15 protein-coding genes and 2 riboswitches are annotated in these 20,226 nt (G+C 47.3%); of the genes, 9 read left to right on the top strand and 6 right to left on the bottom strand.

Annotated features, from left to right (window positions below; genetic code table 11):
• Nucleotides 1-15 precede the first annotated feature (15 nt).
• Nucleotides 16-1,071, bottom strand: a complete 1,056-nt coding sequence (locus MHH57_RS24770; RefSeq protein ID WP_029518817.1) for an AEC family transporter — start codon at nt 1,069-1,071, stop codon at nt 16-18.
• A 339-nt stretch (nt 1,072-1,410) separates the two neighbouring features.
• Here MHH57_RS24770 and mmuM point away from each other — a divergent pair, with 339 nt between their 5' ends.
• Nucleotides 1,411-2,358 carry a homocysteine S-methyltransferase gene (mmuM, locus tag MHH57_RS24765; RefSeq protein ID WP_029518816.1) on the top strand — a complete coding sequence of 316 codons (948 nt, stop codon included), beginning with the start codon at nt 1,411-1,413 and terminating at the stop codon, nt 2,356-2,358.
• 147 nt (nt 2,359-2,505) lie between these two features.
• On the opposite strand, the gene MHH57_RS24760 is transcribed toward mmuM, so the two are convergent.
• From MHH57_RS24760 to rhaB, 5 genes are all read right to left on the bottom strand, one after another.
• Nucleotides 2,506-4,794, bottom strand: a complete 2,289-nt coding sequence (locus tag MHH57_RS24760) for a GDYXXLXY domain-containing protein (RefSeq protein WP_342435192.1) — start codon at nt 4,792-4,794, stop codon at nt 2,506-2,508.
• A gap of 140 nt (nt 4,795-4,934) precedes the next feature.
• Nucleotides 4,935-5,828 carry an AraC family transcriptional regulator gene (locus tag MHH57_RS24755; RefSeq protein WP_069012279.1) on the bottom strand — a complete coding sequence of 298 codons (894 nt, stop codon included), beginning with the start codon at nt 5,826-5,828 and terminating at the stop codon, nt 4,935-4,937.
• A 198-nt stretch (nt 5,829-6,026) separates the two neighbouring features.
• Nucleotides 6,027-6,872, bottom strand: coding sequence for a rhamnulose-1-phosphate aldolase (gene rhaD, locus MHH57_RS24750; protein WP_029518813.1), 846 nt, complete (start codon nt 6,870-6,872; stop codon nt 6,027-6,029).
• Nucleotides 6,873-6,939: 67 nt separating this feature from the next.
• Complete coding sequence (gene rhaA, locus MHH57_RS24745; protein ID WP_029518812.1) at nt 6,940-8,196, bottom strand: L-rhamnose isomerase; 1,257 nt, start codon at nt 8,194-8,196, stop codon at nt 6,940-6,942.
• 12 nt (nt 8,197-8,208) lie between these two features.
• Nucleotides 8,209-9,690: a rhamnulokinase gene (gene rhaB / locus MHH57_RS24740; RefSeq protein WP_342434651.1), complete on the bottom strand. Its 1,482-nt coding sequence runs from the start codon at nt 9,688-9,690 to the stop codon at nt 8,209-8,211.
• Between the two features lie 330 nt (nt 9,691-10,020).
• A riboswitch (purine riboswitch) is annotated at nt 10,021-10,124 on the top strand.
• A gap of 181 nt (nt 10,125-10,305) precedes the next feature.
• On the opposite strand from rhaB, the gene MHH57_RS24735 reads away from it, so the two are divergent.
• From MHH57_RS24735 to nikA, 8 genes are all read left to right on the top strand, one after another.
• On the top strand, nt 10,306-10,923 hold the full coding sequence (locus MHH57_RS24735) for a xanthine phosphoribosyltransferase (protein ID WP_209947562.1): 618 nt from the start codon (nt 10,306-10,308) through the stop codon (nt 10,921-10,923).
• The gene (locus MHH57_RS24730; protein WP_341071401.1) at nt 10,917-12,224 is read left to right on the top strand and encodes a nucleobase:cation symporter-2 family protein; all 1,308 of its coding nucleotides are present in this window, start codon (nt 10,917-10,919) and stop codon (nt 12,222-12,224) included. Before MHH57_RS24735 ends, MHH57_RS24730 begins: the two co-directional genes overlap by 7 nt.
• A gap of 755 nt (nt 12,225-12,979) precedes the next feature.
• Nucleotides 12,980-13,180, top strand: a riboswitch (cobalamin riboswitch).
• A 216-nt stretch (nt 13,181-13,396) separates the two neighbouring features.
• Nucleotides 13,397-14,974 carry an ABC transporter substrate-binding protein gene (locus tag MHH57_RS24725; RefSeq protein ID WP_341071400.1) on the top strand — a complete coding sequence of 526 codons (1,578 nt, stop codon included), beginning with the start codon at nt 13,397-13,399 and terminating at the stop codon, nt 14,972-14,974.
• Nucleotides 14,975-14,989: 15 nt separating this feature from the next.
• Nucleotides 14,990-15,919: a nickel ABC transporter permease gene (nikB, locus tag MHH57_RS24720; protein WP_209947567.1), complete on the top strand. Its 930-nt coding sequence runs from the start codon at nt 14,990-14,992 to the stop codon at nt 15,917-15,919.
• A gap of 14 nt (nt 15,920-15,933) precedes the next feature.
• The gene (locus MHH57_RS24715) at nt 15,934-16,749 is read left to right on the top strand and encodes an ABC transporter permease subunit (RefSeq protein ID WP_340886842.1); all 816 of its coding nucleotides are present in this window, start codon (nt 15,934-15,936) and stop codon (nt 16,747-16,749) included.
• Complete coding sequence (locus MHH57_RS24710; protein ID WP_318627748.1) at nt 16,749-17,666, top strand: ATP-binding cassette domain-containing protein; 918 nt, start codon at nt 16,749-16,751, stop codon at nt 17,664-17,666. The genes MHH57_RS24715 and MHH57_RS24710 overlap by 1 nt, the downstream gene beginning before the upstream one ends.
• Nucleotides 17,663-18,439 carry a dipeptide/oligopeptide/nickel ABC transporter ATP-binding protein gene (locus MHH57_RS24705; RefSeq protein WP_342434650.1) on the top strand — a complete coding sequence of 259 codons (777 nt, stop codon included), beginning with the start codon at nt 17,663-17,665 and terminating at the stop codon, nt 18,437-18,439. The genes MHH57_RS24710 and MHH57_RS24705 overlap by 4 nt, the downstream gene beginning before the upstream one ends.
• A 158-nt stretch (nt 18,440-18,597) precedes the next feature.
• Complete coding sequence (nikA, locus tag MHH57_RS24700) at nt 18,598-20,223, top strand: nickel ABC transporter substrate-binding protein (RefSeq protein WP_342434649.1); 1,626 nt, start codon at nt 18,598-18,600, stop codon at nt 20,221-20,223.
• The last annotated feature ends 3 nt before the right edge of the window (nt 20,224-20,226 follow it).

Genomic DNA, 20,226 nt, shown 5'->3' with positions numbered 1-20,226 from the left:
TGTTTTCCCCCTGATTTAGAAAATTCCAATTTTATCAATGACATTGAGCGTAACGATCCACACTGGAATCATGACGACAGAAGTAATAGTTGATAGAAGCGATGCATTGGAGGTCAATATGGCTTCCTTATCAAAACTGATGGCATAGGCTGCGGCTACGGTAGCTGTAGGAGTAGCCATCATGATGACAATAGTAGCTAAAGCGACCGAATCGACTGACAGAATATGAGATACAGTCAACAAAGCCAGCAAGACGATGTTAACAATAGGTACAAGCCAAACCTTAACGATGCTGTAATACCAAGAGGTCTTATCCGTAGCTGCCGTCTTGAAGCTGATCTCCCCTAATGTCGAGCCAATCGATAACCAGGCTAACGGAGAAGCTAGTCCAGCAAGGTAGGTCATGGGCTTGAACAGCCAGACAGCGGTTTGATCAATTCTTAGAAAGGCGAACTGCTGAATGGCCCCATCCTCTGTAGCTACACTCATCTGTGGCAAATAACCTTGAAATAACCAAACAAACAGGCCTAGAAACGTGGCGATAACGATGGGATTTAAAAACATGGTTTTGAGATTTTTAAGCTCCATTTTTAAGCCGCTCATTTTGATATAGCCGTAGGAGTATAAGAAAATGCGGTACCCTATATTAAAAATGGAACTGTACATCACTCCGGTAGGACCATAAATGGCTCCTACAATTGGAATTCCGAAGAAAGTAGTAGAACCGAAAATGGTTAACACCCGCAAAACATCCTGTTTATCCTTGTTGTAGCTGAGGAAGAACGGTTTAGAAATAAAGATGAGAATAATATAAATTAGAACTCCCCATATTAAAACATTCATTCCTTGTTTTAACATTGTAGGATTAATATCCTGCATGAAAGAATTAAAGGCTAGTGCTGGTAGAGCGACGGTTAGAACAACCTTGGATAACATCTTTCCTACTGCTGCGTTAAAAATCCCCTTTTTGCGGCAAAAGAAACCAAGAAGAATAATAAAAACGGTGGAAGCGATAGAGCTGACAATTTTGTTATCTGTTAAGGTCGCGGTAATCATTTCTAGTAAAGACATAAATAAAACCCTCTCTTGTACCTTTTTTCACATATATGACGATGCAGAATGTGACGATGCAATGCCATGATCTTTTGGCCAAAGTGTTGGTTTGCACCTTTATAGTAAAATGACTTTGTGAAAAAAAGAACAATATCTAATTAATTTAACTTATGAAACTAATTTAAAAAATTTATACGTTACATCAGATAGCAAATGAAACGAGAGGGGGCGTCTTCACTTCACAAAATGATTATTTCTTGGCTTTGTGAATGCTCATCAACATCCGTGCTATAATGTAAATCATTAAACCCTACTTGATTAGTGGGTTAAATAGAAAAGACGAGCAGGAGGGGCCGCATGAATCCGATACAACATATACTGAACGAATTTCAGCTGATCGTGCTGGATGGCGCAATGGCGACCGAGCTGGAGCGTCATGGACATGATCTGAACGATAGCTTATGGTCAGCTAAAATCCTCCATGAGCATCCGGAGTCGATCAAGCGTGTACATAGGGATTATTTTGAGGCTGGGGCAGACTGTGCGATTACTGCGAGCTATCAGGCTACCGTTGAAGGCTATGTTAAACGAGGCTTAAGCGAAGCTGAGGCGCTGGAACTGATTCAATTATCGGTGCGGATTGCTGTGCAGGCACGAGATGAGTTTTGGGCTGACGTGACGGCTACTGCAAGTCAGCGACATCGTCCCAAGCCGCTAGTTGCGGCCTCCGTCGGCCCTTACGGGGCGTTTTTGGCAGATGGATCAGAGTATCGCGGCGATTACAAGCTGAGCGAGGAACAGCTTGTGGAGTTTCACAGGCCGCGTATGAAAGCTCTGATTGAGGCGGGTGCAGATATTTTAGCTTGTGAAACGATACCCTGTCTGGTTGAAGCCAAGGCCATCGCCCGATTGCTGAAGGAATTCCCTGGTACGTATGCCTGGATCAGCTTTAGCGCAAAGGATGGGCAGCATATCAGCAATGGTGAGTCTGCCGCTGCATGTGCTGAGTGGCTGAATGGGCATGAGCAAGTGGCTGCTGTAGGAATCAATTGCACTTTGCCGAAATTCGTTCCATCGCTTATTCACGAAATACGCAGCCACACGGATAAGCCTGTGGTGGTATATCCCAATCTGGGAGAGGAATATGACCCGGTCACCAAGACATGGCACGGTAGCACTTGTACAGAGACGTTCGGACAAAGTGCCCGCCAATGGTATGAAGCGGGAGCTCGTCTGATTGGTGGTTGTTGCCGGACTCAGCCGCAGGATATTGAGGAAATAGCATCATGGACGAGAGATGTATAAACGAGGATAAGCGTAGCGTAGGGATAAAGGTTATCTATAAGAGGGTAACTCGATGACCCGAAAAAACAAGCAGGCTGAACCAAGTGGTGCTCCAGCAATGGAGCAGCTTGGTTCAGCCTGCTTTGTTAACTATCTGCGCCGATCCGGTCAGCTTTCTGCCAAACGTTCCAGCAGTGCGTCTCCATTGCGGCTCACCCGAATATGGGCAAAATGTGCGTTCTGTTCTACAGTACGTCCGGTTCCCTCAGGGATGAAATAATTCTCAATACCGTACACAATACGAGAACCATACCACTGTCCATTTAGAATGACCTCATGACTGGCAAGTTTTTCGCCATCTTGATAGAGGCGGTCTGCGACGTATACTCCTTGGTTATCTGGTGTGAGAACGACTTTGACCTTGCCTCGGCTCCATTCTTCCTCCTGAAGAGGGGTCTTGGAAGGAGGGGTAGATATGTCGTAATTCAGTGCCACATAATCGCCTTGTAGCAGGGAGCGCGGGTCTATAGGAGCCAGTTTGAGCTTAATGGAAGCCCCTGTGGCGAGCAGGGTTTCGCTTCTCACCGTCTGATACCCGATGATCCCCAGCTGTAGCACGATGACAATGGCAATGAGTAACGGGCTTAAGCGCATAAAGCTAAAGCTGCGGTGATCGGCATCGAATGCTGCTTTGCCGCTATGGGCCATTCGCCGATCCGCCCACCAGGTAATTCCGAGCGCAATGATCCCCAGTAACGCCAGCGTAAAAGATTTATACAGTAGCGTCCACAATAAATCATAGTATTTGAAGCCGATAAAAATAAACCAGAAGACAACACTCATGATGGCCTCCGATTTTTGTTTCAGACGGGCAAAGGCAAAGACCATCCCGGTAACGATAACAAAATAAAAAATGTTAATGAACATATAAGAGTGTGGAACGACATCCTCGAAGAACGTCGCCCAAAACAGGAACAGCAAGCTGAAAAATAATGAGCTATTCCGCAGATGTTCTTTTAACTCCGTCTTGGATATAAAGTAACTTACCCCATATAACACGGCATTGACGATGAAAAGAGAGAAGATGATGAACTTGTAGGTCCAGTTCCAACCATCCCACTCCTGATACTGCTGAAATAAAATGGTCGCCAGATTCAGGGTTACAAAGGTGTAGGCAAAAAATAACTGCCTTTTCCCCTTGGAGCGAAACCATCCAGCGATGGAAACGATCAGAAATAATACCGAAAGCAGCGACTGATCTGACCATAGAATGGCCGCCAAGCCTGTAATATAGCTGATGGTCAGCAGGGTATAACGTATGACCGAATCCAGCTTGGATTCCGGTATGACAATCATCAAAATCATAAGTAGCAATGACACAACCAACAGTACATATTCGGTGTGGTTTACATTCGTGCTAATCATAATCAATCCGATGAGAGATATACTTCCGATCAGCACTCCAACCACTTTGATTACACGGGATACGGTTTTGCTGATCCATTCACTGCCACGTTCCTCGGGAACGGTTGTTTCCACATCGGTTTTTACGATATCCCCGTTTTCCCCATTGAATATCTCCCCTGTTTCCGGTGGTGTTTTCCCCAAACGATTCAAATAACGGAAAAACCACACGTTACCGGTCAGCAGCAGCGCCACAAAAATCAAACCAAAAACAAAAAACAGAGATGAGTAGTAAGCTTCTGTCAGCTCTATAAATTTAAAGACAGCAAAAGCGGAGAGCGCCAATGCATTCAAGGTCAGTAGTGTTTTATTCAGCCGTACCTTGATAAATATATAAAATCCTAAAGCAATCACAGCGATATACGGTATATTCATGACCAGGCCATAGCCATCAAATGCAAAAGAATTAGTCATCGCTAACATGGCTATATGAAAAACAGTAAAGCTCATATATTGTAGTGGAGCAGAGTGTATACGATGAAGGAACGTCAATAGAAACAACACCAGATTGACCAGTGCGAACACTCCGGCAATGGACAACGATTCCAGCTCGCTATAAGACGGGCTTTGCATCGTAGGGTAAAAATAAAACCACAAACCAAGATGAATCAGTACATACGACAGCATATAAAAAGGATTGTAGCGAGTGATCCAACTAAGTAGCAGAGCCGGTACCGACCAAATGAAAAACAATCCGTAGCTGTCCGCATGGGAATTGTAAATTTGACCGAGCAATGCCACAGAAACGCCAAAGGCTATACAGCCAGCCACCAAAAACATATTAGACAGAAAAGCTTGTTGGCCGGGAACAGCACGTATCCGTGCAAATACAAAAGACAAGCCATAGAACAGAACAATAAGCGCAGCAGCCAGTACAATCTTGACTGTCCGATCCAGTCCGCCCCAATTGGAGGCGAAAAAATAAATAATTGCGGCCAGTATCAGAGAGATGCCCAGCAGATAGCCCGTACGTATCGCATTGAATCGCAGCATGGATTTCACGTACCTTTCCTGTTGGTTTGATGCTTATTATAACGTTGAAAGGGCTCAGAACCAAGTGTAAATTAGGATCAGGTCATAAAAAAAGAGAGCCACCGTATACGGCGGCTCTCTTGAACGTTACTGGATTCCAGCTAAGCGTTGACGGTACGAATCTCTTGCCGGGACTGATGTCGGAAGCGATACTCACGCGGTGGAATCCCTGCTGTTTTCTTAAATGCTTTGGAAAAGGTGGACATATCGGTATAGCCGATGGACTGGGCTATGATCGACAAATTGTAAGTTGTCTGCTCCAGTAATCTTTTGGCTTCGTTAATCTTAAGGTTTTGCAAATACTTGGCGGGAGAGATGAGGAAGGTGGAATGGAACTTACGTGAAAAGTGGGCACGATCCACACCTACATGCTCGGCAATTTGCTCAATCGTAACACGGTCACAATAATGCATTTCAATGTAGTCTTTCCCCTGCTGGAGCCAATAATCAGAGCATACAAAGTTGCGCAGTACGTCAGATGTGTTGCGGGACAACTCCTCGAAGATCTGGTGCAGTATAATCAAGCGGGCCAGATCGCTGCCCTGTCTGTTGTTGTCGTGTACGATGGAAAACAGGTTAGAGATAAGTTCGAGGATTTCCTCACTCACGGCGTTAGCCATAAATGGCGTGGAGGGATTAATTCCGATCCGCTCCAGTAGCGCGAGGGATTTGGGTCCCTCAAAGGCAATCCATACCTTTTGCAAAGGGTGCTGGTGATCGGTGTAATATTCATGGGCAACATGCGGAAAAAAACAGAATAAATCAGACTTTTGGACACGGTACTTCTGTTGCTTATAAATAAACTCAGCCTGACCTTCAAGCACAAAAATCAAATAAAAATAAGGAACAGCCTTGGGACCGACATGGCAGCTTGTTTTCGAAATATCCATACCCAGTCTGACAGGCCAAATGGCGCTGGACTTTTCCAATTCGGTAGCTGTGAAATAATGGTCTTCCACGATGTCGAAGTGATCTTCATTTTTTGCTCTTTTCATAACTTGTCACCTCTCCTTTGGTGGAGATAAGGGAATTTTGATTTTATTGTATATAAAGGAAAGCACAATTACAAGTTAATTCATTGGAATTGAGGGTTATATAATTAAAACTGCGTATGCCAAAGGCTCCATGGCCGGTTTGAGATGACCCGTGGAGCCTTTTAAGTTCTGTATTATGAGATGGGGATTAGCCTATATTTATACGTTCAAGATTCCTTCTTTTGGAGTAACGTTGAAGGCTTTGGCTAGATCGGCCAATTCCTGATCTGTAATCCGTTGCTGGATATCATGGTGAGCAATGAGCATGTAAATTTGCGCCGCTTTTTCAATCGTCTCAATGAGACCAAACGCTTCATCAATGGAGCTGCCCGTTCCGAAAATGCCATGATGAGGCCATAATACAGCGTGATGATCCTTCATTTTTTTTGCAGTTTCGCGGCCGATTTCGCTGGAACCCGGTACCATCCAAGGGATTACACCGATACCGTCTGGAAAGACGACAATACATTCGGTACACATTTCCCACAGCGTTTTGGTGAATTGGTTTTCGTCCAGACTATGAATGAAGGTCATGGCAATAACATGGGTGGCATGATTATGAATCACCACGCGATGGTTAGGATCGACCTTCAAGCGCTCAATGTGGCTCATAAAATGGGAAGGTAACTCACTGGTAGGCACTGCGCCATGTTTGAGGCCCCACAAGACTTCCAACTGTTCGCCATCCTGGGAGACACGAAGGACCCCTAAGTTTGCTTCTGGATCTGCAATTACGTTTTTAAAATATTTTCCTGATCCGGTGACAATAAAATATTTACCAGCCAGTTCATTCACCGGGAAAGCAGGTTTAATCGTCCGAATGACCTGATGAATATCTATATATTTTGCAACCTCGGCTTCATCCAGAATATAGCTTACATTACCTCCATTGCGTTCATCCCAGCCGAATTTCCACATGTTTTGTGTGATTTCCGCCATCTCGCGAACAAATGGGATATCCAGTCCCGATTTGCGTTCTTTTTGATTCTCCAGCACAGTAGTCATGGATAATCTCTCCCTTTGGATGATATGAATATAAGCATTATCAGTGCAGTAGTTACCGTTTCAGCAGTTATCGTTTCAACAGTACTTGTTGTTCATAGTTTTTTACTTCGGCCAGCCATTCCTCACGAACGGGAACGCTGTTTTGAGCGCAATAGTAATCCCATATCGCACCAAACGGATACGATTTGAATTCTTCGACTAGAGCAAGACGAGTGGTGAAGTCCCGATCCTCTTCCGCCTGCCTTAATGCTTCAATCGGTTCGAGCATAGCGCGAAGCAGCGCTTTAATCGTGTTGCGTGTTCCGATGACCCATGCTGCCACATGGTTGATACTGCCATCAAAGAAATCAAGACCGATATGGGTTCGGGAAAGCAATTCACCGCGAACCAGCTCGCGGGCAATGTCCAGCAATTCGTCGTCCATTGTCACGACATGATCACTGTCCCAGCGAACCGGTCTGCTGACATGGAGCAATAATTGGTCGGTGAACATCAGCACAGAGGACAGTTTGTTCGAAATGACTTCGGTTGGATGGAAGTGACCCGCATCGAGACAGATAGATTTACCGCGTGTCAGGGCGTAACCCATATAGAATTCATGTGAGCCCACGACATAGCTTTCCGAGCCAATGCCAAACAGCTTGCTTTCAACCGCATCGATGTTGTATTCCTCGCTGATTTCCTCGCTGAAAATGTCGTCCAGCGCATCACGCAGACGTTCTCTTGGAGCCAACCGATCAACCGGAGTATCTTTATAGCCGTCCGGCATCCAGTGGTTTGTGACACAGGGCTGACCGAGTTCTTTGCCAAAATACTCGGCAATCCTACGTGATTTTTTGCAGTGTGTGATCCAGAAATCACGGATTTCCGAATCCTTGTGACTCAGTGTGAAGCCGTCTTCCGCTTTAGGATGGGAGAACAGGGTTGGATTAAAATCAAGCCCAAGCCCTTGCTGTTTGGCCCAGTCTACCCAGTTCTGAAAATGGCGTGGCTCCAGTTGATCGAGATCCACTTGTTCTGTGGTGTCCGCATAGATGGCGTGCAGATTGACCTTGTGTTTACCCGGAATGAGTGATAGAGCTTTTTCTAAATCCTGACGTAACTCATGCGGCGTGCCGGCTCTGCCCGGGTAGCTGCCCGTTACGGCAATCCCCCCGCTAAGCTGTTTGTCTTTGAACAGGAATCCCTGAACATCATCTCCCTGCCAGCAGTGCAGTGATATTTTGATTTGTGAAAGCTTCCGTAAAATGTCGTCCACTTGAATACCGTGGCGGGCATACAGCTTTTTCGCTTCGTTATAACTGGCTTCAATGGCTTCGTTCATGGCTTTACTCCTTTATTGAGATATGTGAATAGAGGATGTTGCTTGTATCTTAAGGTGCTCCCAGCGATCCAAAAGTTCTTGCACGCCTTCCACCGATTGCGGCTCATATAGCCGAGTCGGGAAGGAGCGGGCGATGGTTCGGCCAGCAGCCTTGAGATCCTCAAGAACACCAGAGCTAATTAATTGCACGACAATATTGCCGATGGCCGTAGATTCGGAAGGACCTGCCTGAACCTCAATTCCCAAGAGATCGGCGGTTAGCTGACATAGTAATTCGTTGTTAGCGCCTCCGCCGACAATGTGCAATCTGGTAATCGTTTCGTCTGTTAGACGTTGCAGTTCGTGTAAGGCATCGCGGTAGCTTAAGGCCAGACTGTCAAAAATACAGCGGGCGAGTGAGCCCGGCGTCCTGGGGATGGGCTGGTCTGTCTCTTCACAGAATCGCTGGATTTCAAGGGTCATACTATCCGGGTTTAAGAAGGATGAATGGTTACAGAGGACAAGACTGACAAACGGTGCCTCTGCTGAGGCCAGTTGGGCCAATTCGGCAAAGCTATGTGCACAGCCCCTTTCTCTTCTGACCTCCTGAATCATCCATAATCCCATAATATTTTTCAGAAAACGGTACGTACCGTAAGCGCCCCACTCATTGGTGTAGTTCGCCTGCATGGCTGCCTTCGTATTCAAGGCTTCGGATCGTTCCATTCCCAGTAGTGACCACGTGCCGCTGCTAATATAAGCCCAAGATTCTTCCCGCTGTGACGGAACACCTGCAACGGCCGATGCAGTATCGTGAGTAGGCGCAAGAATGATCTGACAGTCCGGAAGATCGTATTTTTGAACAAGCTCCGGCAAAAGAGAACCCAGAACCCGCCCAGGCTCGGCAAGCTCTGAAAACTGATTGCGTCGCAGCTGGAGCAGGGACAGCAGGTCTTCATCAAACTCTCGGGTGTTCACGTTGAGAAGCTGCATCGTGGACGCATTCGTGATTTCATTGATCATGATGCCTGTCAGACGATAGTACAGATAATCAGGGACCATCAATATTTTATCCGCCTGGGCAAGCTGTTCCCGATCATGGACGAACAGTTGATACAGGGTATTAAAGTTTAGTTCCTGAATGCCTGTTTTCTCATACACAGCCTCTCGACTGATGAGCTGGTGCAGCCTGTCGGGTGCGTGGAGGGTACGTGCATCCCGGTAAGCGTATACCTCATGAATGCGGTTACCTTTCTGATCAAGCAGCACGTAATCTACAGCCCATGTATCAATGCCGAGCGTACAGGAATGAATCCCCTTCTGTTTAGCTTTTTGCAAGCCCTGAATAATCTCATTTAATAGTTCGTCGATATTCCAGTAATCGTGTCCGTCTTTTTCGGTAAAGGAGTTGTTGAAACGGTGAAGCTCTTGCAAGTGTAGCTGGTCACCTTGCAGAGTTGTCCCTACGAGCCTACCGCTTGAAGCTCCAATATCAACAGCAAGATAATTATTCATATCCAATCTCCTTGCATGGATAAAATACGGGCAGCCTGAAAGTCTGCCTTTTGTTTTCTTAACTAACTCCATACTACTTCCGTTTTTCTTTACAGTCAACAGAAACGGAAGTGAAATTTGTGGATTTATTTTTGTTTTTTAAAACTATAATTAAAATTGAATGTTGTTTTGTATGTATTTTTGTTTTTTAACATCTGTTTTCTACTATATATATACCTTCAACAAAGGTCGATTTGATTTTACGATATTCCAATTGTGGAAGGTTCTCCAAATGCTGCTGTCTGTATGAAAAATAGTCTTGAAACCGCCCGCCAGAGGGTGTAGTATACAAGATATCAATTTCATATGACTCGTATAATATTGGGGATATGGCCCAAAAGTTTCTACCGGACGACCACTGTAATCGTCCGACTATGAGTGATAGCGCATCGGCTTCGGATGAATGCGGGCATTTATTTGTGCGCCAATCCGTCAGGGATTATAACCCCAAGGACAGGCTTCACTTGAGAAACAACTCAAGGGAGCCTGTCCTTTTTTGGTTTTGGCAGGTTTTACTGTTCAGGATTTTGCAAAATCCTCACTATTTTAAAGTACAGAAGGAGCGATACTCGCATAATGAAAGTTTTGGAGGAACGTATTCGTCAAGAAGGACAGATTTTATCTGACACCGTATTAAAGGTAGATTCATTTTTGAATCATCAGGTAGATACAGCATTAGCATTAGAGATTGGTAAGGAGTTTGCACGCCTGTTCGGCAGTGCTCCGATCACCAAGGTGCTTACCATTGAAGCTAGTGGTATTCAATTTGCAATGGCTACTGCTATTGCCTTGGGGGTCCCGTTCATTTATGCGAAGAAAAAGAAGGCCATCACGCTGAATGAGCAGGTATACTTCGCAGAGGTTCATTCGTTCACTCGGCAGGAAACCTATCAGGTGAGTATCTCCCAAAAATATCTCGATGCCAGCGACCATGTGCTGATCGTAGATGATTTTTTGGCAACTGGTGCAGCATTGGTCGGACTTACGGATATTGTAAAGGAAGCAGGAGCGGAGCTGGCCGGGGTTGGCTGTGTGATTGAGAAGAGCTTCCAGGAAGGCCGTGGACTGTTGGAGCAAAGAGGCATCGCCGTACGTTCTCTTGCGCGTATCGCTTCCATGGCACCAGGCGAGGTCCATTTTATAGAGGAAGCTGGCGCAGTAATTGCTCCTGTTAAGGAGAATGTGGGATGTTAAGTAAACAAAAGTTATTCGCACTGGGCTTCCAGCATGTCATGGCGATGTACGCTGGAGCGATTGCTGTTCCTCTGATTGTAGGGGGAGCATTGCACCTGACGCCAGCCCAGATGGCCTATCTGGTGGCTGCCGATCTGTTCACTTGTGGGATTGCTACGTTATTGCAGATTATGGGCACACGTTTTTTTGGTAGTAGACTGCCTGTCATTTTAGGCTGTACGTTTACGGCAGTAGGCCCCATTATCGCGATTGCTTCGACCTCGAATTTGGCGACAGCGTACGGTGCCATTATTTTGTCTGGTATATTCGTGGTGCTTGCGGCACCGCTGTATGGCAAGCTGCTACGCTTTTTCCCGACGGTCGTTACGGGTTCGGTCGTTACGATTATCGGTCTATCTCTTATTCCGGTGGCGATGAACAATGTAGCAGGGGGCCAGGGCAGTTCAGACTTTGGACAGCCACGTAATTTGCTGTTGGCGCTGGTTACTTTGCTGGTTATTTTGCTTGTGAATCGGTTGGCAAAAGGCTTTATGCGCTCGATTTCCGTGCTCATCGGTCTGTTTGCAGGCACGGTGGTTGCTTATGCGATGGGAATGGTGCATTTTGCTCCCGTGGCCGATGCGTCATGGGTGAGTGTTGCGCAGCCGTTTTATTTTGGTAAGCCAGAGTTTAGCATTATGGCGGTATGTACAATGATTATTGTCAATATTGTCAGCATGGTCGAGTCTACGGGCGTTTATCTGGCAGTAGGCAAAGCGATTGATCAGAAGGTGGAGCAAAAGCAGATCGTCAATGGACTTCGTTCGGAAGGACTTGCGATTATGCTTGGGGGTATTTTTAACGCGTTTCCTTATACAGCTTTTTCGCAAAATGTTGGCCTGATCTCACTCACACGCGTCAAATCGCGGAACGTTATTTTTGCTGCGGGCGGTATCATGGTTGTTCTCGGTTTGCTGCCTAAGCTGGCTGCCTTAACGACAGTGATTCCTAACGCTGTGCTAGGCGGGGCGATGATCGTCATGTTCGGCTCGGTTGCTGCATCAGGCATGTCTATTTTGTCAGAAGTGGATCTGCGGAAGGAAAGCAATCTGCTGATCGCAGCATGCAGTATTGCTGTGGGCCTAGGCTCTGCCGTTCTGCCACAAATGTTCGACCAGCTGCCGAGCTTTGCCAAAATGCTGCTGCAAAATGGTATCGTTTCGGGCTCGATTACAGCGATTGTCTTGAACATCGTTTTGACGAGAAAACAAGGGGAATCGGTCAAAAGCGTGACGGTTCAGGAGGTTCCACAGAAGGTTTGATGATTAGAAATAAATAAAGATAGCCGGAGAGAGGACGTATGCCTCTTTTCCGGCTGTTTGGCATGGGGTTATCCAGATAGTATATCCCCTTGCTGTCTGGGGATATATAGATAAACTGCGGAATGAAATGGGTAGCTCTAATTTGGTGCGTTTTCCAGTTTACTTACTAGAAGAATTTGCTAGAGCAGCGGGCGATATCATGGTATAATTTACCTTATGGATTTTGAATAGTGGTGGATGTTTTCGGACCACGGTGCAGCTTCCCGAAAGGGGGTGAAGCCGATGGTCAACCTTGTGTCGTGCTACGATGTGTTGCGTTGGATGGTTACGTTACTAAGCCTGGCGTTTAGTATTCGTAAACTTTATCGCTGGCTACGTCGAAAATTTCGGAACAAGCGAAAACCCACCGCGTAATTAGGTTGGCCCCTAACGGTGGGTTTCGTTTGCATTGACATTTAGTTATGCAGCGCGCCGTGGTGGTGATCCACAGCCTTTCAAGTCCTAAGAGTCTTTGCCGTTGGCGCGGCGAAGACTCTTTTTAGTATACGGACACGGTGGTTTACTCTATACCTAATTTTAACACTTCAATTGCGTGCACGCAATTGGAGGTTATGTCTTGTTTCTACCTTATCGTTCAAATTTAAATTATTGTGCAGCCTTTATTGACAAGCCTGTGACAACAAAATAAGATCGTAATGAAAAGAAATAAAGGAAGAAAACAGGTGTGAGCCGGACAACTCTATGTATGGGGTTTCGTAGAGACGATGTACATAGTTGTTGAGCATGTTCACTTAAAAGGGAAGTTCGGTTGATTCCGACACGGGCCCGCCACTGTATACAGGCATCAGCAGGATACTGCTGGAGCTTTCAGAACAGCCACTGGAATTGTGAAGAACCGGGAAGGCCTGAAAGATACGCCTGGAGTCAGGAGACCTGCCTGTTTTGACATCACTGTCAGACCCACGGGATGCTGGGGAGGTGGTTAGGCGTGCTGCATACGGAATGTCTGAAACCGATCTGATCCCTTCTATGTTTTTGGAGTTGGCTTCGAGGTGAGTTCTGACATTTTATATTGAAGGCATTTCTGACTGCTAATTAAGTGGTCTGGAATGCTTTTTTCGCGTTTTGCGTTAGTTTTATGCGGTTTTACAAGATAGAGGGGGATTCATCGAATGATTAGCAATCGTAGCAGGCGTTCATGGTTGATATGTACAGGGGTGATGCTGCTGGCAGTTATGGCTCTTTCGGGATGTGCCAGCAATAGGACGTCGGATAGCTCCGGCAAGGGTGAAAACGCGTCAGCACAACAAACAGCGACAGATAAAAAGCTGGTAATGGCGTATACATGGAAACCGTCAGGCGTTGACCCGCATGGAGATAATAGCTGGGATGTGATGCGATCCGGTGCAGGTGAGACACTGGTACGTTTGAATGAAAAGCTGGAGCCTGTCGCTTGGCTGGCAAAGGAGTGGAAGCAGGATAGCCCTACAGTTTGGACGTTCAGCTTGCAGGATAAAGTCACTTTTCATAATGGAAAAGGTATGGATGCAGCAAGTGTAAAAGCGTCTTTGTTACGCTCTATTGAGAAAAGCCATCTGGCGAAGGATTTACTGAATGTGAAGTCCATTGATGTAAGCGGCCCGCTGGCCTTGAAGATCACGACAAACCAGCCGAATGCGGCGTTGGTGTCTAATCTAGCTGATCCATCGACGATTGTACTGGATGTGGCATCGATGAAAGATGAACAGAGTTACCCAGCGATGACAGGCGCCTTTAAAATCAAAGCGTTCAACAAGGACCAATCGTTGGTCGTAGAGCGTTATGACGGATACTGGGGCGAGAAGGCACGATTGGCTGAAGCGACGATGAAGTTCATTACGGACGGGAATTCGCGCCTGATGGCACTGCAATCCGGTGAGGTGGACGTAGCGACGGATATTCCGGTTGATAACGCAGAGGTACTGAAAAAGAACGACAGGCTACAAGTGCTGTCGGCTCCGTCCTTGCGCACCCATATGATCGTGTACAATATGGAATCGCCAGTATTCAAGGATGCGGCGAACCGTAAGGTGGTGGACAGCCTGATTCCACGCGCATCGATTGTGAGCGCCGTCATGAGGGGCTTCGGTACGGAGGCAAGCAGCCCGTTCCCGAGCATTCTTCCCTTCGGTAAAGTTGAGCGTAAAGCGCTGGACGGAACGGCAGAGCAACTGTTGACGAAGGATGGCTGGCAGAAGGACGCCCAAGGGACATGGACTAAGCAAGGCAAGCCGTTCGAGGTTACGCTGCTGACTTTCCCTCAGCGTCCGGAGCTCTCTGTGATGTCTGAGGTCATCCAAAGCCAATTGCTGAAAGAGGGAATCCAGGTCAAGATTCGCAAGGTGGAAAATATTGACGAGGCGTTGACCAAAAACGATTGGGATTTTGCTATGTACAGTATGCTTACTGCTCATACAGGAGAGCCGCAATATTTTATGGACATGTTTTATTCTTCGAAAAGCGAAGCCAATGTAAGCCGTTATAGTTCCAAACCGCTAGAGAGTATTCTTAACAGCTTGAAGCTGGCGAAGGATACAGCGCAGCGTAATGCTGTGACACTACAAGCGCTGGATATCATCAATACGGATTTGCCACAGTCGTTCATTGTGCATCCTGATAATGTGTTTGGCGTGAAAAAAGGGGTGGAGGGTTTTACACCCCATCCGATCGAGTATTACTACATTACAGCGCAATCCGATATTGCGGAATAACGAGCTGCGTATCCTATGATTCGTTTTATACTGGAACGTGTGGCGCAGCTGCTCATTATTGTATTCGTTGTATCCACGCTGACTTTTGTACTGATGCGGCTGGCCCCTGGAGACCCTGCTACCATTTTGCTCACCGCGCATAATATCCCTGCCTCTGAGGAGGCGTTGACGACGCTACGAAAGGAACTGGGCTTAAACGAACCGCTTCATATTCAATATGTGAACTGGCTGCGGGATGTGTTCACAGGGCATTGGGGCACTTCGTATGTATCCAAGGAGTCGGTGCTAGCCGAACTGTGGAACAGACTTCCTGCTACTGTGGAGCTAGCTGCTGCGGGCTTCGCCGTCATGACGGTGCTTACGCTGGGGCTGGGGCTGGCTGCCTCGCTAAAAATCAGCGGCCCACTGGATCGTCTGGGCAGGCTGTTCGCCCTGCTGGGATCGTCGATCCCCTCTTTTTGGTTTGGTTTTCTGTTGATCTATCTATTCTCCGTTCGCTTGGGCTGGCTCCCATCCATGGGAAGGGAGGGCTGGACACATCTAGTGCTCCCAGCGCTGACTCTTGGCGCAGGTTTGGGAGCTGTGCAAGCACGCGTACTGCGCGCTCAAATGCTGGAGCTGGGTGACCGGAATTTTGTGAAAGCAGCGAAGGCTCGAGGCTTTTCACGTTTGCATATCCTGTTTTTTGAGATATTTAGGCATGCGGTTCTGCCTATAATTACACTGCTAGGTACCAATCTATCATTTATGCTGGCAGGTAATGTGATTGTAGAGACCATTTTTTCATGGCCGGGGTTGGGCAAGTATTTTATAGATGCGATTACACAGCGAGATTATCCGGTGATTCAGGGGTATGTTATTTTTGCCGTATTTTTAATTGTAGGAGTTCAGTGTTTGGTGGATGTGGTCCAGACGGCGATAGATCCGAGGCTGCGTTTGCGTTAAGGAGGAAGCTGAAAATGAAAAAGATACGGCTTTCCTTTCAAGGGAGTTTGCTGGCAGGAGGCGTACTGTTTGGTCTGATCGTGCTGCTTGGGTTATTGGCTCCATGGGTCGCTCCTCATGATCCTCTCCAAGTGGACCTTTTGAACCGTCTGGCACCACCCAGCCGGAAATATCCTTTCGGTACGGATCATCTGGGCCGGGATGTGCTATCACGGCTAATTTACGGGATTCGGATGAGCGTGCTAATCGCATGTGCGATTACTGTAGCTACGTTGTGCTTCAGTCTGCCTATAGGGTTGCTTATTGGTTATGTGCGCGGACGCGTGGACCAGCTGGTTATGCGAGGAATCGACGGGGTACTGGCTTTTCCTGATATTATTTTAACGGTGGCGATTGTCGGTATTTTGGGTCCGGGTTTTGTTAACATGACCCTTGCCATTATTGCGGTACGGTGGGCGGGCTATGTCCGATATATCCGTAGTCTGGTTCAAAAAGCCTGTCAGGAGGACTACGTTCGGTATGCCCGTTTATCCGGCAATTCACACGTACGTATACTGAGCCGTTATGTATTGCCACAAGCGTTGCCGCAATTGTTGGTTTATGCGGTATGGGATATCGGACGCGTGGTGCTGATGATCGCTGGGCTGTCCTTTCTTGGACTGGGGGTACAGCCGCCTAAGCCAGAGTGGGGCGTGATGCTGCATGATGCCACCTCATATTTTCAGGTGGCTCCGCATGTCATGATTTTCCCAGGCTTGGCGATTATGCTATTCGTACTTGCCTGCCAGCTTTTGGGTGACCGCTTTTCGGAAAAGGAGGCGGCCAAATAGTGGAGGATCAAACAGCCCTTGGGGGCAAGGATACGATAGAACAAGTGGCAGGTCGAAAACCGTTGTTACACGTGGAACATTTGGAAATCTGCCGCACAGGCGTAGGAGCAAGCAGAAGTGGGAGCAAACCACTGCTGCGTGATGTGAGCTTTTCCATATATTCAGGGGAGATTGTGGTCCTGACTGGACCGAGCGGATGCGGCAAGAGCCTGACCGCTCACGCAATCGCAGGCATGCTGGAGCCAGGTATCGGTGTTACGCATGGGCGTATCTACTATAACGGGGAAGACATTCTCCCGTTCCAGGAACGGCGCTGGCAAAGGCTGCGCCGAGAGGATATTGCCCTGCTCATTCAACAATCGCTGAGCGGGTTAAACCCGATCCGGACTGTCCGCGCCCAGCTGATGGATACGCTTAGACTGCACGGGCGGCGTTGGATGCCGCATGACCAGATGGAGCCGGAGCACGCTGGTGCTGCATTATCCCACAATGCACCGCAGCAAGTCCACCCACTGGGCGTGCTGCCACGGATGCGGCAGATGCTGAGCCGTGTCTTAGAAATAGCCAGAGGAGGCGCTACTCCAGTGCGGGAGGCCTATTTGCGCTCTCTGCTCTGCAAGGTAGGGTTTGCAGATCCTGAGCATACTTTGTCGTCATATCCTTTTGAACTAAGTGGAGGCATGTGTCAAAGGGTGCTGCTGGCTGCCATGCTAAGCTCCGGTCCTCGCCTCTTTATTGCCGACGAGCCTACTACGGCGCTGGATGTGATCAACCGCGACAAGGTCTTGGCATTGCTGCAACAGTTGAGAGAAGACTTTGATCTCACCATATTGTTGATCTCACATGATCGCCAGGGTATGAGTCGCATAGCAGATCGAGTGTTGGAGATGAGCCCGGAAGGAAGGATGCACCAGTGATGCTGGAATTGAAGAATGTGACCAAAGCATACCCTGTCCGCAAACGGAGAAAAGGTTGGTTCAGCACGCAAGATAGCGAACAGGCCGTGAAGAAGGTGAGTCTGGAGCTACGACAAGGAGAATGTCTTGGACTGGTTGGAGAAAGTGGAAGTGGCAAAAGCACGCTGGCACAATGTATTCTGGGGCTGGAGTCGTTGACCTCAGGAGAGATTTGGCTGGATGAACAGCCCATTCACACCGGAAAGATGAAGGATGTTCAGCTGTACAAGCGAATCCAGTTGGTTGCACAGGATTCGTCCTCCTCGCTGCATCCCCGTATGACCATTCGAGATATTTTAATGGAGCCAATCCACAACTATTTCCCTGAGCGAAAAGCGCAGGCGCTGGATATTTGTCTGTCTCTATTGGAATCGGTAGGATTAGAGGCTGACAGTCTGGAAAAATACCCAGCTCAGCTGAGTGGCGGACAAAAGCAGCGGGTATGTATTGCCCGAGCTTTGGCGGTGGAGCCAAATATTATCTTGTTCGATGAATCGATTGCCAATCTGGATACGACAACGCAGTCTTCTGTATTGGACATGCTCAAGAGAATGCAGGTGGAACGTCAGTTGTCCTACCTATTTATCACTCACGATCTCCCATCTACTCGTCAGTTTTGTGACCGCGTTGCCGTCATGGTTCAGGGGGAGATTGTGGAAATATTTAAGGAATGGGATGAAGACTTGTTACAGCATGAGTACACGCGTACTCTGTTTCAAACGTTGGCGAATTAAGCCATAAGTTTAGGATTTTTCAAAATCCTCATTTCACAAATTCAAAAGAAATAAGAGGGTTGCTTGTCGAATAGTGTTGACAAAATTGAGCGTGATACCTATTCTAAATATGATTATGATAATCATTATCACATATATAGAAAAGGGGAAATACATTGATGTCCGTTCGACACCGCAAGACTGCTACCCTTATGTTGGTGGCGCTCCTCTTATTATCCGTTGTTTTGGGCTGCGCAAAGCAGGAGAACATACCTGCATCCACCTCTACTGACGGAGCTGCCAATGAAAAGTCGATCACGCTATCGTGGCCGCGTGACATTGGCACGATGAATCCTCATGTATACAATCCTTCCCAACTTTTTGCACAATCCATGGTTTATGAGCCGTTAGTCAGCTACAAGCAAGGAGGCAAGCTGGAACCTGCTTTGGCTGAATCCTGGACTATTTCCAAGGACGGTAAGACATATACGTTTAAGCTGCGCAAAGATGTGAAATTTTCGGATGGTACGCTATTTAATGCGGCCATTGTCAAAAAGAACTTTGACGCTATCATGAAAAATGAGAAGACGCACAGCTGGCTTGGTATAGTAGGCGTTCTCGACAAAACTGAAGCCGTAGATGACAGCACCTTCCGAATGACGCTCAAAGAGCCATACTACCCAGTGCTTCAGGATTTGTCTGTCGTTCGCCCGTTCCGTTTTCTGGGTGAAGCTGGGTTCCCGGATGATGGAGATACGTCCAAAGGAATCAAGAAACCTGTAGGTACAGGACCTTGGATGCTGGATGAATACAAGCAAGATGAGTATGCAACCTTTAAGCGTAATCCGAACTATTGGGGTACTGCACCGAAGGTGGATAAAATTACGGTAAAAATCATTCCCGATGGCGAAACCCGTGTGATGGCCTTTGAAAAAGGCGACCTGGATCTGATTTATGGAGAGGGTGTCATTAGTCTGGATGCCTTCAAACAGCTTCGCGACACGAATCAGTATGTTACCACGCTGTCCGAGCCTGTCGGAACAAGAAGTCTGTTGCTCAACTCGTCCAATCCCAAGCTGGCAGACCTTCGGGTACGTCTGGCGCTCCAGCATGGCTTTAACAAGCAGGCAATGGTGGAAGGTGTGACTTCAGGGCTGGAGGAAAAAGCGGATACGGTTTTATCCAAAAACTATCCGTATACGAATGTAAACCTACAGCCTGTTGGCTATGATGTGGAAAAATCCAAAGCGTTGCTGGATGAGGCTGGCTGGAAGCTGCCCGCAGGCGGTACAGTACGGGAAAAAGACGGACAACAGCTGGATTTTGAGCTGATTTTTGATAAAACCGATCCAATCCAAAAGGCGATGGCTGAAACCATTCAGGCTGAATGGGGAGAACTGGGTGTCAAAGTGAACCTGACCGGACTGGAGCTGACGGTTCAAATTAAGCGCCTTAGATCCAACCAGTTTGATCTGTACTTCTGGTATAACTATGGTGCGCCTTATGATCCGCATTCCTTTATTAACGTCATTGCCAAGAAGAGCTTCGGAATTTCCGAGACGCTGAGCGCCCTTCCGATGAAGAAAGATCTGGATCAGCAAGTACACGAGGCGCTCTCATCGACAGATGAAACCAAGCGCCAAGAGCTGTATGCTTCGATTCTGAAGACGCTTCAGGAGCAATCTGCCATTGTGCCTATTTCGTATATTAAGAAAACGGCAGTGTATCAGAAAAAGATTACGAACTTTGTATTCCCGGCCAACCGGGATGAAAATCCGTTTGGTGGGCTTGAAATCGGGAAGTAGTTA

Origin of the sequence: Paenibacillus sp. FSL H7-0442 (genome assembly GCF_038593105.1) — a bacterium.
GTDB lineage: Bacteria > Bacillota > Bacilli > Paenibacillales > Paenibacillaceae > Paenibacillus > Paenibacillus polymyxa_D.
The sequence above is the reverse complement of the archived record's forward strand: the minus strand, read 5'-3'. Positions and strand labels throughout refer to the sequence as shown.

What these genes read in the sequence shown, in the direction of transcription:
- nikB (WP_209947567.1), top strand. Translation starts at nt 14,990, where the DNA reads ATGATTCGTTTTATACTGGAACGTGTGGCGCAGCTGCTCATTATTGTA.
- mmuM (WP_029518816.1), top strand. Translation starts at nt 1,411, where the DNA reads ATGAATCCGATACAACATATACTGAACGAATTTCAGCTGATCGTGCTG.
- MHH57_RS24755 (WP_069012279.1), bottom strand. Translation starts at nt 5,828, where the DNA reads ATGAAAAGAGCAAAAAATGAAGATCACTTCGACATCGTGGAAGACCAT.
- MHH57_RS24735 (WP_209947562.1), top strand. Translation starts at nt 10,306, where the DNA reads ATGAAAGTTTTGGAGGAACGTATTCGTCAAGAAGGACAGATTTTATCT.
- MHH57_RS24760 (WP_342435192.1), bottom strand. Translation starts at nt 4,794, where the DNA reads ATGCTGCGATTCAATGCGATACGTACGGGCTATCTGCTGGGCATCTCT.
- MHH57_RS24725 (WP_341071400.1), top strand. Translation starts at nt 13,397, where the DNA reads ATGATTAGCAATCGTAGCAGGCGTTCATGGTTGATATGTACAGGGGTG.
- MHH57_RS24715 (WP_340886842.1), top strand. Translation starts at nt 15,934, where the DNA reads ATGAAAAAGATACGGCTTTCCTTTCAAGGGAGTTTGCTGGCAGGAGGC.
- MHH57_RS24770 (WP_029518817.1), bottom strand. Translation starts at nt 1,071, where the DNA reads ATGTCTTTACTAGAAATGATTACCGCGACCTTAACAGATAACAAAATT.
- rhaD (WP_029518813.1), bottom strand. Translation starts at nt 6,872, where the DNA reads ATGACTACTGTGCTGGAGAATCAAAAAGAACGCAAATCGGGACTGGAT.
- rhaA (WP_029518812.1), bottom strand. Translation starts at nt 8,196, where the DNA reads ATGAACGAAGCCATTGAAGCCAGTTATAACGAAGCGAAAAAGCTGTAT.
- nikA (WP_342434649.1), top strand. Translation starts at nt 18,598, where the DNA reads ATGTCCGTTCGACACCGCAAGACTGCTACCCTTATGTTGGTGGCGCTC.
- MHH57_RS24730 (WP_341071401.1), top strand. Translation starts at nt 10,917, where the DNA reads ATGTTAAGTAAACAAAAGTTATTCGCACTGGGCTTCCAGCATGTCATG.
- rhaB (WP_342434651.1), bottom strand. Translation starts at nt 9,690, where the DNA reads ATGAATAATTATCTTGCTGTTGATATTGGAGCTTCAAGCGGTAGGCTC.